The organism is Robertmurraya sp. GLU-23 (assembly GCF_052983275.1).
The window spans coordinates 91,821-108,098 of record NZ_JBRKCV010000003.1 but is presented as its reverse complement, the minus strand read 5'-3'; the positions used below and the strand labels follow the sequence as shown (position 1 = coordinate 108,098).

The window sequence follows — 16,278 nt, the reverse complement described above, 5'->3', positions numbered from 1 at the left end:
CTCCTTACTTTTTGTCCTTTTTACTGTTATCCATAATTTTTTGCATTAATATGGATGTTAGTTCCTTTCTTAGCATTTTGCTTTTCTCTACTGGAGAAGCCTTTTCAAATTTCTTTTTATCCATCTTGCTTTTCTTGTCATCTTTTTCTTTTTTGTCTGGCTTGCTAAATCCATCAATGATACGTTGAATGTCTGTAAAATCAATTTTTTGTGGTTTTGTGTTTGACCCTTCAACTACTGGTTGCTGCTGTTGTAGTTGCTGATTCTGCTCTAATGCATCCCAGTGCTCATCAATTTTCTGCATCACTTCATCAGGATTATGACCTCTAGCCAACATTGTTTTTACCCATTCTTCTTTAAATACCTTGTGCATTAAGTTAACGAGATTGCGAGCATTTTCCTTTTCATCCTTCGTTAACAGTCGACTACTTATATCCTTAACCACTTCCTTCGTTTTTCCGCTCTCTAATAACAATGGGTAAATTTCTCTTGCTAGATCTTCCATGCGCATATAATAGCTCCACTCCTCGAGAAGCTCTGGAGAAAAAGCCTTTACATGCGATAGAAACGTCTCTTTATGAGCTTCTCCTAGTGAGGTTAATAGCTTGCGAGGATATGGATATACCCGGTCACGCCAAATCGTCCTTGCGACATCAATTACGCGAAGACTACCATCTGCTTGGAGATAAATTTGCCTCTTATGATGGTCAATTCTCTCATAGCCAATATCTTTAAAAGTGACTAGCATTTCAATCAGCTTTGCTGATAATTCTTCTGTTAGCGGGTGTGATTGTAAGTACTCCCTCAAATCAATGCCTTTAATGGTTTCCATCACAATAAAAAGAGGTCCATGATCATAAAGCCGTGGGAACAAACCCGTGTGCTCTCCCATTGATAATGCTTCATACTCCCTCGCGCAATCTTCTTCATTTCCAAATACCTTGACACATACATCGTCGGTATATTGAAATACTGCTCCTTGACGCCCCTTCCCGATCATTCGAAGCGGGCTATTATTGATCACTTCTACATCTTGATTTTCTAGATTATTGACTGTAATGCTCTCAACCATCTGTCTTAACTCTTTAGTGTTCAAAAAAAGTAACCACCTTTCTACCATACTATTCACGGTCTACAAACCAGTGTTTTATTTACATTCTCTTTACATTAGATTCATAAAATAAAAAAGTGTACAGGCTAGTAACTAGGAAAAACGCGGAATTTTAGCTTGTGAAAAAATAAAAGAGGGAATGACCCAAGTCATTCCCTCTTTCTTACTCAACACTATTTGAATGTGAACGCTGACGCTCTTGCTCAGCGAGAATTTCGTTATCCTCTGCATTATCTCTTGTTACTTTTTGAGTCAAGATCGCGCCTACAGCAACTAAGATCATGACAGCGATATAATACCCTTTTTCATTTAGTTCACCAAGTAAACACAGTGTAAATATACACTTTTTTCATAAAAAAAGGCTGACATTTAATCGTCAGCCTTTCTACTTGCTATTACTCACCCTTAATCGCTTTTACTTCATCAGGATGATTGTCAATCCATTCTTGTGCCACTTCTTCTGCATCACGGTTATTATCTTCAATCTCAACAATCATTTTTTCAATATCTGATACGTTCATACTCCAATTGGTTAATAGTTCAAATGCTTCTGGTGCTTTCTCTTTTAACTCATTGTTTGTAATAACATGAACTTCAGATGTATCAAAGTATCCTTCTGGACTTGGAAGTACCTTTAAATCATAGTTAGCAAACATTGGATGTGGTCTCCAACCAAGGAAAAGAACGGGCTCTTCTTTCGCCATTAGACGCTGTGCTTGTGCAAGCATCCCACCTTCACTGGATGCCACATATTCAAGATCCAATCCTAACTCTTCAATCATTTTTTGAGAGGTTACACTCATTCCTGCTCCCTCTTCAATTCCATAAACCTTTCCACCAAATAAATCTTCTTTGCCCTTTAGATCTTCAACAGACTCGATGCCTTCTACATAAGTTGGAATAACCCAACCAAGCTCTCCATCTGTATAACTTACTGCTGTATCTTCAAGTTTATCTCCAAATTGCTCCATATAGTTCGCATGCATGACCGGAAGCCAAGCATCCATAAATACATCTAGATCTCCTTTTGAAAGACCGGTATACACTCCACCAGCGTCAGCACTTGTTTCTTTTACTGTGTAACCCAGGTCTTCAAGAAGAAGCTTGGCAACCTTTGTAGGTGGGATTGTACTCGTCCACGGTGTTACTCCAAAGTTAATGGTGACCTCTTTGCTGTCTCCTTCAGTTTCTCCAGAAGTACTTGCTCCACTGCTACAACCAACAAGTAAAATGAAGGCCAGTAGTAATAATAAGCTTACCTTTAGTTTTTTCAATCTTCCCCACTCCTTGACTATTTTTTATTTTTATTACCTAAACCTTGTGTAATACGGTCTAGGATAATAGCTAATACAACAATTCCTAATCCACCAACCAGTCCTAATCCAACGTTAACGCTAGATATTCCGGCTAAAACGGTTGAACCAAGGCCCGGTGCACCGATCATAGATGCTATAACTGCCATCGATAGTGCTAACATAATCGTTTGGTTTACCCCTGCCATAATCGTTGGAATCGCAACGGGTAGCTGTACCTTCACGAGCATTTGCCATGAAGTGGATCCGAAAGCCCTTGCTGCTTCAACCATATCTTCAGGAACTTGTTTAATGGCCAGGGTTGTCATACGCACCGCTGGCGGAGTCGCAAACACAAACGTTGAAATAACGGCTGGAACTTCACCTAATCCAAATAACAGAATGGCCGGTATCAAATACACAAAGCTCGGCAAAGTTTGCATAAAGTCCAATATAGGGCGAACAATTTTATCTAAAACGGCATATTTTGCCGTTAAAATTCCTAATGGTAATCCAATGAGGATGGAAAAGACGGTGGCTACCATAACAACGGCCAATGTTAACATCGCATCTTCCCACAGGTTAACGGAACCAAGATATAAAGTACCGATTAAAGTAAAAATAGCAATTCCTTTTCCAGCAAGTTTCCAAGCTAATAAAATTAATAATATAGCAATGACTTCAGCTGGAATCATAAGAAACAAGTCAGCCACGCCATTGATGAAAAAAGAGATAATGGAGCTGACCGAATCAAAAAAGCCACCCATGACTGGAATTAACCAGTCGTATACAAAATTATTCGTCCAATCCTCTAACGGTAATGTAAAGTAGTTCATTCTTTCATCCCCTCGCTTTGCTCTTTCCCTAACACAAGTCCCGAAAGGATCGAAACTCTAACAATAATTCCTACTAGCTTGTTTTCCTCTACAACAGCGATAGGATATCTTGATTCTGCTGCTATACCAATCAGTTCACTTAGCGGAGTGGAAGGATCAGTCGTATGGAAATCTGACTCTAGTACGTCTTCCACCCATTTGTTTTCCTTATAGGCCTTGATGGCCGCATCGATCGTTAAAATCCCTTTTAAGTTTTTATCCTTATCCACGACGAAAATACTTGAGAGGCCTGCATCCTCCATCTTTTTCATCGCGACCCTTGGGCCATCTTTCCACGTTGTGATAACGTCAGGCTTTTTCATAATATTAGAAGCCATAAGTACCTTCGAACGGTCCACGTCCTCCACAAAGTTGTACACATATTCATTGGCTGGATTCTCAAGAATTTCTTCAGCGGTTCCAATTTGAACGATTTCTCCATTTTTCATAATCGCTATTCTATCGCCAAGTTTCAGCGCTTCATCAAGATCATGTGTAATAAAGAGGATCGTTTTTCCAAGCTTGCTCTGAAGCTGTAGAAGCTCATCCTGCATCTCTTTACGAATAATGGGATCTAGTGCACTGAACGCTTCGTCCATGAGAAGGATATCGGAATCATTTGCAAGAGCTCTCGCAAGCCCCACTCGTTGCTGCATCCCACCACTCAGTTGATCAGGATAACTATTTTCGTATCCTTCTAACCCAACATCCATAATAGATTTACGAGCTTTTTCCTCTCTTACGCTTTTTTCTACTCCTTGTACTTCAAGGCCATAAGCCACATTTTCTAGTACATTCCGATGTGGAAACAAAGCAAACTTTTGAAACACCATTGATAATTTTTTTCTTCTTGTTTGCATTAGGTCGTTTTTATTCATTTTCGTAATATCTTGACCATCGATCAGAACTTCACCATCGGTCGGTTCAATCAGACGGTTGATTAAGCGAATCAGTGTCGACTTCCCACTCCCTGATAGTCCCATAAGAACAAAGAACTCTCCGGGCTTCACTTCAAAAGAAGCATTGTTGACACCGACGGTCATTCCTGTTTCTTTTAATATTTGTTCCTTGCTTTGCCCTTGTTGTAAGCGCTTAACTCCTTCTTTTGGATTTGAGCCAAACACCTTCGTGAGATTTTTCACATGAATTTTATTCATTTTATAACCCCTTTTTTTGTATCTCTTATTTATTTGATAGATTGATAGATTGAAAAGATGTGTATTGTATATAAGAGGAAAAACGAAGAGAGTAAGTAGTTTTAAAGTTTTCCTGCCCTTTTATTGTAGCTTGATTGTCATGTGTTTAACAAAGCCGAAATTTCTGTATATTCCGTAGATATAGTTCGTAAAGTTTTAACTGTACAAATTAAACAACAAAATGGTTAAAATTCCTCCCGAATGCTCCAGAATCCTCCAAAATAATAGGTTTCTACTTTTAAATTCAATGTGATAATCTATAGATAGAAAGCTCAGGGAAGTGAAAATATCTTGAATGAACAAGACAAACTATTGAAGGCAAGAGATCGTTTTATTGATTCTATGGCTAAAAATATGAGTCTTTACGGAATTACCCATTCGGTAGGAAGACTGTATGGATTGTTATACTTTAATGAAAAGCCAATGACTCTTGATGAAATGAAAGACGAGCTTGGAATGAGCAAAACGAGTATGAGCACAGCTGTCAGACAGCTTCAAGAACTAAATATGGTAGAAAAAGTGTGGAAGAAAGGTGAAAGAAAAGATTTATACCAAGCCGCAGACGACTGGTACGAATCCTTCTCTGCTTTGTTTACCACAAGCTGGCGAACAGGCATCTCCCTTAATATCTCTACTATTAATAGATCCCTGAAAGAGCTCCGTGCTCTTCTTGAAAATCCAGAAACAAGTGACGAAGTAAAGACTTCTGCAGAGTTAGATATTGAAAAATATCAATATGCACTAGATTACTATGACTGGCTTAACCGTTTTGTTGACAGCCTCGAATCAAAGGAAATATTTAATCATATTCCAAAAAAGGAGTAGTGGATGGATAATCATCTGCTGCTTCTTTTTTGTTTTAATGAAATACCCAGGTTAGGAGAAGCGCAAACCTGATTTTTTTATATTTTGGGCTGGTCTAATTGACCGGTTGATGACTTTTAGGGTTGATGCGGGCAATTAGAGTTGCGCTATTTGACCGGTCGGTGACCTTTTGGGTCGATGCGGGCAATTAGAGTTGCGCTATTTGACCGGTCGGTGACCTTTTGGGTCGATGCGGGCAATTAGAGTTGTGCTATTTGACCGGTTGGTGATCTTTTGGGTTGATGCGGGCAATTAGAGTTGTGCTATTTGACCGGTTGGTGATCTTTTGGGTTGCTGCGGGCAATTAGAATGCCTCTATCTTACTGATTAACAGCTTTTTCTAAACTTACGGGCACTGCCCCACCCAACCACTAAAAATTAAAATGCCCCCCTCCCTACAAAACTGCTAAAATATATATAGAAGAGTAATCACGATAAGGGGTCTTGCGCCATGTTTGAATTATTGCTCACGATGGTTGAACGGTTGGGGATTATTGTTACGATTGCGTTCGTGTTAACACGTTTTCCTTTTTTCCGGGACATGATTTATCAAGAACAGCTGGATCGAAAACAGCAATTTACGGCCATCCTCTTCTTTGGCTTCTTTGGCATTATTGGAACTTATTCGGGATTAACATTAAGCACGGAAAGTTTACACTTTAGCTCGTGGACAGCGGGTTTGAACCAAGATGAAGCGATTGCGAACTCGCGTGTCGTAGGTGTGGTGATTGCTGGACTGCTTGGAGGATATAAGGTTGGCATTGGGGCAGGAATTATCGCGGGTCTGCACCGGTTCACGCTTGGGGGCTTTACCGGCATCTCTTGTGGACTTGCCGCCATCATCGCTGGAATTCTCGCGGGTCTGTTTCACCGCAAAAATAAACATGTACGATTGCCATCGGCATTTTTTATCGGGGCCCTAGCAGAGTCTGTTCAAATGCTCATTATTTTACTGATTTCTCGCCCGTTTGAAAAGGCTTGGACACTTGTAGAAATTATCGGTATTCCTATGATTCTCGCAAACGGAATTGGAAGCGCACTCTTTTTACTAATTATCAAAAGCGTAATTAACGAAGAAGAGCGAACCGGTGCCATTCAAGCACAAAAAACACTTCGTATTGCTGAAAAAACGCTTAGCCATTTACGCCATGGACTGTCCCATGATTCGGCAAAAGCAGTCTGTCATATTCTCCATAACGAGATCCGTACAAGTGCTGTCTCTATGACCAATACGAAGGAAATTCTTGCGCATATAGGGCTTGGTTATGGTCATCATCAAGTTGGGAGCCCCATCCAAACGCAAATTACACAGTCTGCTATCCAAAAGGGAGAAACCATCGTTGCCGATAAAACTGCCATCCAATGCCGCGAAAAGAGTTGTCCTCTTGGTGCTGTAGTGGTTGCTCCATTACGACAAAGAGGAGAAACAATTGGAACGTTAAAATTTTACTTTCGTTCTGAAAAAGAAATCACTCCTGTAATTATGGAGCTTGTGTCAGGATTAAGCTCATTATTAAGTAATCAGCTTGAAATCGCTGATGTTGATCGTGCTTATCAGCTGGCAAAGGAAGCGGAAATTAAAGCTTTGCAGGCACAAATCAGTCCGCATTTTTTATTTAATACACTGAACACGATTTTGTCGCTCATTCGTCTGGATCCTATGAAGGCACGCAAGCTACTTGTTTCACTATCACATTTTTTACGGCAAAACTTGTCCGTTACCACTCAAAGCTTAACTACACTCGAACAGGAACTAAAGCATGTGAAAGCTTACTTAGCCATTGAGGAGGCACGATTTTCTAATAAATTATCGGTCACCTACGATATAGACGAACATACACTGTTGCAAAATATTCCTCCGCTTACGCTTCAACCCATTGTTGAAAATGCGATTAAGCATGGTTTTAAAGATAAAGAGAAGAATTGTTTCATCTATATTTCTATTAAAAAAGAACCAACACATATACTTATCACCATCAAAGATAATGGCGAAGGAATTCCTCCCGAGAGAATTCACCAATTATTAGCGCAGCCCATTTCATCAGAAATAGGAAGTGGAGTCGCACTATACAATGTAAACCGTCGCCTATCATTTGTATTTGGTGAAAAAAATACCCTTCAAATCAACAGCCTATTACAACAAGGTACGAGCATACAGTTTTCGATACCAATCGGGGAGGTGGACGAAGATGGATTCATTCATTAAAGTGATGGTCGTGGACGACGAGCCGTACAGTCGCGAAGAATTAAAGCATCTGCTGCAGTCCCTTTCAACCATATCAGTGGTTGGAGAAGCAGAGTCTGGTGAAGCGGCCCTTATGAAAGTATTACAGCTTCAGCCAGACGTTATCTTTTTAGACGTCGAAATGCCTCGTATGAACGGAATGGAGTTAGCAAAGGCACTTAAAGAATTTAAAAAACCGCCTTATATTGTGTTTGCTACCGCCTATCCTGAGTTTGCTGCGGAAGCTTTTCGGTATGATGCACTGGATTATTTGCTGAAACCTTTTGATGAAGATCAGCTACACGAAACCATCCGAAGATTAGAAAAAAAGCTTTCTCCAATAAAGGAACAAAGCAAAACCTCTGGAAAGCTTGCGATTGAAGCAGACGGGGAAATTTTATTTATTGACCCAAAGGAAGTTTACTATATTGTACGAGATGAAAAGAGTACGAAGCTGGTTACGGAGGATCATGAGCTCATTACAAAGCTCCCTCTTAAAGAATTTGAATCAAGGCTCGTTCCCTTTGGCTTTTTCCGTATTCATAAAAGCTTTCTTGTGAATTTAACCTATGTTAAACGGCTAACTCCATGGTTTAACGGTGCTTACCAGCTAGAACTTGAAGGAAAAAAGGAGCTTCTATCAGTAAGTAGAAACTACGTCAAAGCACTAAGAGCAAGACTCGAAATCTAATGATCTACTTATTATGCACGTTAATTCAAGTTAACGACATGATAACGTTAGAAAACTGCTTTTCAATCCAAAATCCCCCTTTCAAGCTTTCTTGTCTTTTATAATTATTTTTGAAAACGCATTCATTAATCTTATAAGGGGGAATTAATTTGTATACTTTTTTAGCAGGAATTGCCCTACTCATCGTTGGTTACTTTACTTATGGAAAATTCGTTGAAAAAATCTTTGGGGTGAAAGCGGATCGTGCGACACCCGCGTATGTGAATAGCGACGGAATTGACTATGTGCCAATGAGCACACCAAAGAACTCCCTTATTCAGCTATTAAATATTGCTGGTACAGGACCTGTCTTCGGACCGATATTAGGAGCTCTTTACGGACCGGTTGCCTTCATTTGGATTGTCATTGGCTGTATTTTTGCAGGTGCTGTTCATGACTATTTAACCGGTATGATTTCTATCCGAAACAAAGGAGCTCATCTCCCTGAGCTGGCGAGCCGCTTCCTAGGAAAAGTGATGAAGCACGTTGTAAATGGCTTTGCGGTTCTTCTTCTTTTACTAGTTGGAACCGTGTTTGTCACCACTCCAGCTAGCTTATTACATGTTGTGATAGATGGAAAAATTGCCTTGTCTCTTATCATTTTTGCTATTTTTGCTTATTATGTTTTAGCTACTTTGCTTCCAGTGGACAAATTAATTGGTCGTTTGTATCCATATTTCGGAGCGCTTTTACTAATCAGTGCACTAGGTGTTGGAGTCATGTTGGTGGTCACAGGTGCACCTATTCCTGAACTATCATTAACAAACTTCCACCCTGATAATCTACCAGTTTTACCATTGTTATTCTTTACAATCTCTTGTGGAGCTCTTTCTGGATTCCATGCCACACAAACGCCAATCATCTCTCGTACCACTCAAAATGAGAAACAAGGGCGTAAAATTTTCTATGGCATGATGATTACAGAAGGTATCATTGCTATGATTTGGGCGGCAGCTGCCATGAGTGTATTTGATGGTGGTTATGCAGGATTACAAGAGGTTCTAGCTGCTGGAGGACCTGGAGCCGTTGTTAGCCAAGCGTCTACCGCTTTACTTGGTGCTATCGGTGGTACATTAGCGATCCTTGGTGTAGTCGTTCTTCCCATCACTTCGGGTGATACAGCTTTCCGAAGTGCACGTATGATTATTGCTGAATATATCAATGTCGCACAAAAGAAACTGAGCAACCGTTTATGGATCGCTGTTCCATTATTTGCAGTATCTGCCGTTCTAACTCAAATGGACTTTAACTTATTATGGAGATACTTCAGCTGGGCTAACCAGTCCACGGCTGTAATCGCATTATTCGTTGCATCCATGTACCTTTACATTGCGAAAAAGAATTACTATATTGCACTCGTACCAGGAACATTTATGCTCGTGATGGTTATCACGTATATATTAAATGCCCAAATTGGATTCGGACTTTCTATGAATACTTCATGGATTGGTGGGTTGATCGGAACAGTGGTTTTAGTGGTCATGTTCTTCCGAGCGGCGAAAAAAGCACGGGCAAACAATTTACCGCTTGAAGAAGATATTTCGAATTGGAATCGAGTGGCGTAAAAGTTGAAGCTGACTCTAGGTGAGTCAGCTTTTTTATGTGGTTTGCTGTTATTTAAAATTTTCATAGATGGAGAACATCGGTAGCATCGCAGCCATTACGATTAACCCGACGATGCTTCCCAACACAGCGATCATAAGCGGCTCTAAGATCGCACTCAATCGAGTTGACATTTCCTCCACATCATCTTCATAAAACTCGGCAATTTTCTCAAACATCGTATCAAGCTGACCGGTTTCTTCCCCAATTCGTACCATATGCGTAGTTATCTTAGGAAATACCCAGCTGTTTGCAAGCGGTGTTGATAAGCTTTCCCCTCGTCTTAATGAATTCTTTGAGTCCTCTAGCACCTTCGCGACTACTGAATTCCCTGCCACCTCTGCACTCATGGTTAGTGTTTGCAGAACCGGAACCGAGCTAGCAAACAGAGAAGCCATCGTCCTTGATACACGAGCTAAGATCGTTTTCTGTAATAATGTCCCAAAGATTGGCGTTCGTATAGCGATTAAATCAAGCATATATCTACCCTTTGGATTGCGCTTCGTTGCGATAAATCCTACTACTAATAAGATGACAACGGAAAGGGCGATATACCATTGATGAATCAAGAAATCAGACGCTGCCATCACGATTTTCGTCGGAATAGGAATTTCTCCACCTACTGATAGTAAGTTGTTTAATAGACTCGGAAGAACCTTTGTTAAAAGGATCACGACAACGATAACTGCAACAATCGAAACAGCAATCGGGTAGACCATCGCTGACTTTACCTTTTCCTTCACCTTACGATCTTTTTCATAAAAGATCGCCAACCGGTTCATTACATTTTCTAAGTCCCCACTCGTTTCCCCAGCAAGAACCATATTGACAAAAATACGATCAAAGATTTTCGGAAACTGTGAACATGATTTTGACAAAGACGTCCCGGAACGAACATCTTGATAAATCGTCTTTAACGCTTGTTGTAAGGGCTTTGATGACACTTGCTCGGACAAAAGATTAATCGCATCGACAATCGGCGTCCCTGCATTCAGCAAGGTAGCTAACTGACGGCAAAAAATAACGAAGTCCTGATTCTTTACAGGTGCTCCAATAATAATATTAAGATCCTTATTTAAAATCGACTCTTTTATTTCCTTTAGCTCGGCAATATATAAACCTCTTCGTTCAAGCTCCTCTGCTGCCGCTCCTTGATTGGCAGCCATGAGCTTTCCTTTTTGCTCTTTGCCGGTAAGGGAGTCAATTCCCTTGTATTTAAATTGCATGATTTCACCGCCTATAGCGCGTAATGTCCATGATTACTGATGGGCATCCCAATTCGGGATAAACTCATCAGCCGTTTGTTTCGTAATAATCCCACTTTGGACCAGCTCTCTAACTGACATATTCATCGTTTGCATACCAAGAGCCTTATTTGTTTCCAAAATGGATTGAATTTGGTGAATTTTATTGGAGCGAATCAAATTGGCAACTGCATGGTTATTCACTAAAATCTCCATAGCTGCTCTTCTTCCGTCATCTTTGGCAACAGGCAATAATCGTTGAGACACAACCCCCACTAACGTCCCTGCGAGCTGGGTACGAATTTGCTGTTGCTGCTCGGCTGGAAACACATCGATGATTCGGTCAACCGTCTGTGCTGCACCAGATGTATGAAGAGTTGCAAGAACCAGATGTCCTGTTTCAGCAGCCGTAATCGCTGTTCGAATCGTATCAAGATCTCGCATCTCTCCCACGAGAATCACATCAGGGTCCTGCCTTAGGGCCGCTCGTAAACCAATCGCAAAGGAATTAGAGTCCAATCCAATCTCTCGCTGATTCACGATGCTTTTTTTATGCTTATGCAAGTATTCGATTGGATCTTCTAGCGTTAAAATATGCTTGCTCATATTCTCATTTATAAAGTCAACAATGGACGCAAGCGTCGTGGACTTCCCACTTCCCGTTGGTCCTGTAACAATTAATAATCCTTGTGTCTTCTGTGCAAACACCTTGATAATGTCTGGGAGATGAAGATCAAGAAAGTTTGGTACATTACTATTGATCACACGACAGACAATTCCAACAGAACCTCTCTGTCTAAAAACATTCACACGAAAACGGCAGATCCCTGGCAAAGCATAGGAAAAATCAACCTCACCTTTTTGGTCAAAATGATCCTGCAGCTCTGGAGTCATGAGCTCCCTTGCCATTTCCTCAGTTTCATTAGGAGTGAGTGCTTGGCTTCCTACCTTCTTTAACTTTCCATTGATTCTTACAATGGGAGTAACCGCCGTTGTAATGTGTAAATCCGATGCCCCATTTTGAAACGCGAATAATAATAGTTTTTGAATCATCGTGCTCTTCCCCCATTATTCTACCGTTACGCGATAAACCTCTTCCAATGTGGTTAAACCCTGTGCGGCTTTTTGCAGTCCGTCCTCAAACATCGATACAAAACCTTTTGTGTTTACGTACTTACGATAAGCAGAGTCCTGCATCTTTTGTGTAATCATATTTCGTAGCTCATCATCAATGAGGAGCGTCTCATGAATGGCCATACGTCCGCGATAGCCTGAGTTATTACATACAGAGCAACCTTTCCCCTTTTTCAAATGGCTTGTATCGATTCCTCTTGATTGAAACATCACCGTCTCTTCCATTGTCGGTTCATATGGACTAGCGCAATTTTTGCATATTTTTCGAACCAAACGTTGTGCGACTACTCCCGTAACAGCTGATGACACAAGGAAAGGCTCAATACCCATGTCCATTAGACGGCTCACCGCAGAAACCGAGTCATTCGTATGAAGCGTACTTAATACAAGGTGTCCGGTGAGCGCTGATCGTAAAGCAATTTCTGCTGTTTCAGTATCACGAATCTCACCAAGCATGATAATATCTGGATCCTGCCTGAGGATGGAGCGAAGCCCAGCCGCAAACGTCATACCAATATTCGCCTTCACCTGAACCTGATTAATTCCACGAATTTGATATTCAACAGGATCTTCAACCGTGATGATGTTCACTTCATCGGTATTCAGCTTTTGTAACGCGGTATAAAGGGTCGTCGACTTTCCTGACCCAGTAGGACCTGTAACGAGAATAATTCCGTACGCATTGCTAATCATTTTTCGGAAATTGGTTTCGTTTCTCTCTGAAAAACCAAGCTTTTCAATTCCGAGCACCACGTTTCCTGTATCCAACAAACGCATAACAACCTTTTCTCCAAAAACAGTTGGAAGAATGGATACACGAAGGTCAATATTTCTCATATCAATGTCCATTTTAAAACGGCCATCTTGCGGAAGGCGCTTTTCTGCGATGTTCAACTTGGACATAATCTTGATTCTTGAAACAAGAACATTGTTCATGTTTTTCGGAAGGGTTCGTTCTGTTCTCAGAACCCCATCCACACGAAGACGAATAAGCGTTTCGTGTTCATGCGGGTCAATATGAATATCACTCGCTCCGACTTGAAGCGCCTGACTCAAGAGCTGATTCACCATTTTAGCGACTGGCGAATCATCGGACTGCTGTGCTTCTAAAAAGCCCTCATCATCATCGTTTAACGGCATATCCTCGAGCATTTTATCAATCGATTTTTGCATGCCATAGTAACGATTTAAGGCTACTTGAATTTCATGCCTTTTGGCTATCGCAGGCTCAATCCGAAAGCCGGTGCTCAAACGTAGGTCATCAATCGCAAAATAATCGAGCGGGTCCACCATCGCGACTAGTAATTTATCATTCGTCTTTTTAAGCGGAAGTAGCTGGTACTTTCTCGCTAATTCTTCATCTATTATATTAATAAGCTTTCGATCAATCTCAAGCTCATACAAATTCACCTTTTTAATGCCGAGCTGGAACTCTAGCACTTGAATAATCGTGTCTTCATCCACAATATTCATCGCAACTAATTGATCACCGAGACGCAAACCAGAACTTTTTTGCTGAAGCAGGGCATCCATTAATTGCTCTTCTGTAATTACATTTGTTTCAATAAGCAGATCGCCTATACGCTTTCGCTTTAGTGCCATTCGGTTGCTCTCCTTTTTGATGTATTTGTTCCTGAGTTATTCAAGTACCTGTTGAAAAGCTTCACAATAAAATACTCGCGCAGAGACGGTTGCATCCATATTACCCTTTTCAGAATTTAAAGAGTATGTGACATTCTGTATATGAAACACTCTCGGCAATTGTTCAAGCTTATCCACGAACTCATTGATGTCTTCATCACTGCCATTCAATGAGATTTGTACATCATTGTAAGAAACCGTAAACTCCTTGACTTCACTTACTCTTTCTTCAAGAAGCTTGTAGATCGATTCAGGAAATAATGTACTCCACTGATCCTGCTCTACCGTTCCATCAGCGGTAGTTGTCACTTCAGCTTGAGTCTCTTCGTCTGACTCCGTTTGGAAAGAAATAGTAGAAACCGATGTTCCTGTTTCTCCTTCAGTTTGTTCAATATCCTTGATGACCTGCTCGATATTCGGACGTCCAGGAATTCCTTGAAATAACTCCTGCTTTTCCGCTTCCGTCATCGTTTGTGGCTCTAATGATTGGAGCACCTTTTCATAGCTGCTAGTGTCAGCTTCAATTATTTGTAGGTTCGCTTCCTTTTCTGCTTGTTCCGCAGAAAGTGGTCGTAAGATAGCCCAGTAAAAGATTCCACTAAATACAACCAATATCGCAATCGCAATTATTAGTATCTTTTCTTTTAGCAAACTCTCTAATTTCATTGCAGCTCACCTTCTAACGTCACAACAGTCGCCTCAAAATATGCTTCGTATAAATTGTTCTCCGTATTTAAATTAATACTCGTCACCTTTGCCTCTGTAACAAAGTCAGCCTGTAATAGCTGCTGAAGGTAGGTCGCTGCTGAATCCTTTGTTGGGAATAAAACCGTCATAGTCAGTGCACCCGTATGTTCAAAGGTATAATTGGAGACGGAACCACCTTCTGGAAGAAGTTTGTATAAATCTTCTTTTATACTGATTGGGTTTTTATAAATAGCATTTAAAAACCCATGAATTTTATTATATTTATCTACAAAATTATATTCTGTCACACCCGATCGACGGGCCGTAATCTCCGCTAATACCGTATCTCTCGCTTCCGTGCTCGTTGCAATTTTCTCGTCGAGCTCGTGGATTGAACTTTTCCCCGTAATAAATAAAATAATGAGTAATGCGGAAATCACAAGAAACAAGGCTGCTGTGCCAAGTAAATATGGCAATCTATTTAACCTGTTTCTCCTTTCCTGTGGCAATAAATCAATACTAAAGTTCACTACGATCTCTCCTAACTACCACCATTACTTTTTCCACTTCTTCTTTACAATTTCATTTCCTTTAAGAGCTAGTCCAATCGCAACACTTGTTGAGTTCAATAGGTCTTTGTTTGGGAAATGGTCCGTAACAATCTTTGAAAAATCAATATCTGCTACATGTACCTCAAGTCTATCAGAAAGAACAGATACAAATTGGCAAGCATTAACCCCGGTAACAATCACTCGTTTAAAATAGCCATTTCCCTTACTTAATGAGAATCGAAAGAAGTTCTGTGCTTTCTCTATTTCAGTAACAACATCGTTAATATAAGTCTCTTCATAGATGGCTGTCTCCTCAACTGATACAGACGCCTCTACTAAGCTCTCAACAAACCCATCAAAAGGCAACACATCACTGGTTGAAAACAAATCTTCCTGTTCCGACTCGATTGCTCCCACTGTCATCGTTCTTGAAAAGGCTATGGTTCCATTGTCGAAAATATGGATATCTATAGAGTCTTTAGAAAGGTCCACGATCATTTCGGTTCCCTGCAACCACTCTGGGTTTGTATGTGAAACCAATCTCTGCAAAGCTGTGCCGCGAATCTCCGCGCTTAACGGCTTCAAACCTGCCTGAATACTCACTTCCAAAAGGTCCTCCGATAACGGCAAAGACGTCGCAAAAAACAGAATATCCGCTTTATCGGTTGCCTTTTCTCTTACCTCAGAAGCAAATTCCACAGCCGTCAAATTTTCGATATCCATCTGCTCGTCGGGCTCTGCCTTAATTGTCCCGATCTTCACAAAATCATAAATAGACTTTTCAAAAGGGAGATGGATACTTTCTCCAACCTGGTATTGAAGAAGCTTCGCAAGTGCTTCTTCCTTTAAATCAGGAAGCGAAGTTATTCGTCTCACAATAATGTTTTGAGTAGGAAAGGCCAGATGAACATGCTTGTCCAACACCTTCTCCTTCAACAAGTCCGCTACACCCTTTATATCGGCTATTCTTGAATTTTCTAATATGGTATTCTTTGCATCTGTTACATCTATATCAAGTAAAACAGGTTTATTGTTTTGGATTTGTACCTTCGCAGTTGTAATATACTGATCGCGAAAGTCTATTCCGGAGAATGTATCGTTTTTTTTGAAATTGAACATGTTGCACC

At 40.6% G+C, this 16,278-nt stretch carries 14 protein-coding genes and 1 pseudogene; 4 read left to right on the top strand and 11 right to left on the bottom strand.

Annotated features, from left to right (window positions below; all coding sequences use genetic code 11):
- Positions 1 to 4 precede the first annotated feature (4 nt).
- The 5 genes and pseudogenes from ACVBAX_RS07995 to ACVBAX_RS07975 form a co-directional block, all read right to left on the bottom strand.
- On the bottom strand, positions 5 to 1,096 hold the full coding sequence (locus ACVBAX_RS07995; RefSeq protein ID WP_447116574.1) for a hypothetical protein: 1,092 nt from the start codon (positions 1,094 to 1,096) through the stop codon (positions 5 to 7).
- Between the two features lie 178 nt (positions 1,097 to 1,274).
- Positions 1,275 to 1,427 (bottom strand): annotated as a pseudogene (locus ACVBAX_RS07990) (YiaA/YiaB family inner membrane protein); the annotation flags it as partial.
- 79 nt (positions 1,428 to 1,506) lie between these two features.
- Positions 1,507 to 2,385 carry a glycine betaine ABC transporter substrate-binding protein gene (locus ACVBAX_RS07985; protein WP_447116573.1) on the bottom strand — a complete coding sequence of 293 codons (879 nt, stop codon included), beginning with the start codon at positions 2,383 to 2,385 and terminating at the stop codon, positions 1,507 to 1,509.
- A 17-nt stretch (positions 2,386 to 2,402) separates the two neighbouring features.
- Positions 2,403 to 3,239 carry an ABC transporter permease gene (locus tag ACVBAX_RS07980; RefSeq protein WP_447116572.1) on the bottom strand — a complete coding sequence of 279 codons (837 nt, stop codon included), beginning with the start codon at positions 3,237 to 3,239 and terminating at the stop codon, positions 2,403 to 2,405.
- Positions 3,236 to 4,435 (bottom strand): quaternary amine ABC transporter ATP-binding protein, encoded by a 1,200-nt coding sequence (locus tag ACVBAX_RS07975; protein ID WP_447116571.1) that lies wholly within the window; start codon positions 4,433 to 4,435, stop codon positions 3,236 to 3,238. Before ACVBAX_RS07975 ends, ACVBAX_RS07980 begins: the two co-directional genes overlap by 4 nt.
- Before the next feature lie 327 nt (positions 4,436 to 4,762).
- Between ACVBAX_RS07975 and ACVBAX_RS07970 the strand changes: the two genes are divergently transcribed.
- From ACVBAX_RS07970 to ACVBAX_RS07955, 4 genes are all read left to right on the top strand, one after another.
- On the top strand, positions 4,763 to 5,299 hold the full coding sequence (locus tag ACVBAX_RS07970) for a GbsR/MarR family transcriptional regulator (RefSeq protein WP_430774651.1): 537 nt from the start codon (positions 4,763 to 4,765) through the stop codon (positions 5,297 to 5,299).
- A gap of 490 nt (positions 5,300 to 5,789) precedes the next feature.
- Positions 5,790 to 7,544, top strand: coding sequence for a LytS/YhcK type 5TM receptor domain-containing protein (locus tag ACVBAX_RS07965; RefSeq protein WP_447116570.1), 1,755 nt, complete (start codon positions 5,790 to 5,792; stop codon positions 7,542 to 7,544).
- Positions 7,528 to 8,253, top strand: coding sequence for a LytR/AlgR family response regulator transcription factor (locus ACVBAX_RS07960; RefSeq protein WP_447116569.1), 726 nt, complete (start codon positions 7,528 to 7,530; stop codon positions 8,251 to 8,253). The genes ACVBAX_RS07965 and ACVBAX_RS07960 overlap by 17 nt, the downstream gene beginning before the upstream one ends.
- A 149-nt stretch (positions 8,254 to 8,402) precedes the next feature.
- Positions 8,403 to 9,857, top strand: coding sequence for a carbon starvation CstA family protein (locus tag ACVBAX_RS07955; protein ID WP_447116568.1), 1,455 nt, complete (start codon positions 8,403 to 8,405; stop codon positions 9,855 to 9,857).
- A 48-nt stretch (positions 9,858 to 9,905) separates the two neighbouring features.
- On the opposite strand, the gene ACVBAX_RS07950 is transcribed toward ACVBAX_RS07955, so the two are convergent.
- The 6 genes from ACVBAX_RS07950 to pilM are packed head-to-tail and all read right to left on the bottom strand — an operon-like array spanning position 9,906 to position 16,270.
- Complete coding sequence (locus ACVBAX_RS07950) at positions 9,906 to 11,120, bottom strand: type II secretion system F family protein (RefSeq protein WP_447116567.1); 1,215 nt, start codon at positions 11,118 to 11,120, stop codon at positions 9,906 to 9,908.
- Positions 11,121 to 11,153: 33 nt separating this feature from the next.
- A complete protein-coding gene (locus ACVBAX_RS07945) occupies positions 11,154 to 12,191 on the bottom strand; it encodes a type IV pilus twitching motility protein PilT (protein WP_447116566.1) in 1,038 nt (345 codons plus the stop codon).
- A gap of 15 nt (positions 12,192 to 12,206) precedes the next feature.
- Entirely contained in the window at positions 12,207 to 13,874 is a 1,668-nt protein-coding gene (locus ACVBAX_RS07940) for a GspE/PulE family protein (RefSeq protein ID WP_447116565.1), read from the bottom strand.
- A 36-nt stretch (positions 13,875 to 13,910) separates the two neighbouring features.
- Positions 13,911 to 14,579, bottom strand: a complete 669-nt coding sequence (locus ACVBAX_RS07935) for a hypothetical protein (RefSeq protein WP_447116564.1) — start codon at positions 14,577 to 14,579, stop codon at positions 13,911 to 13,913.
- Complete coding sequence (locus ACVBAX_RS07930; protein ID WP_447116563.1) at positions 14,576 to 15,130, bottom strand: hypothetical protein; 555 nt, start codon at positions 15,128 to 15,130, stop codon at positions 14,576 to 14,578. The genes ACVBAX_RS07935 and ACVBAX_RS07930 overlap by 4 nt, the downstream gene beginning before the upstream one ends.
- 24 nt (positions 15,131 to 15,154) lie before the next feature.
- The gene (pilM, locus tag ACVBAX_RS07925) at positions 15,155 to 16,270 is read right to left on the bottom strand and encodes a type IV pilus biogenesis protein PilM (RefSeq protein ID WP_447116562.1); all 1,116 of its coding nucleotides are present in this window, start codon (positions 16,268 to 16,270) and stop codon (positions 15,155 to 15,157) included.
- Positions 16,271 to 16,278: the final 8 nt, after the last annotated feature.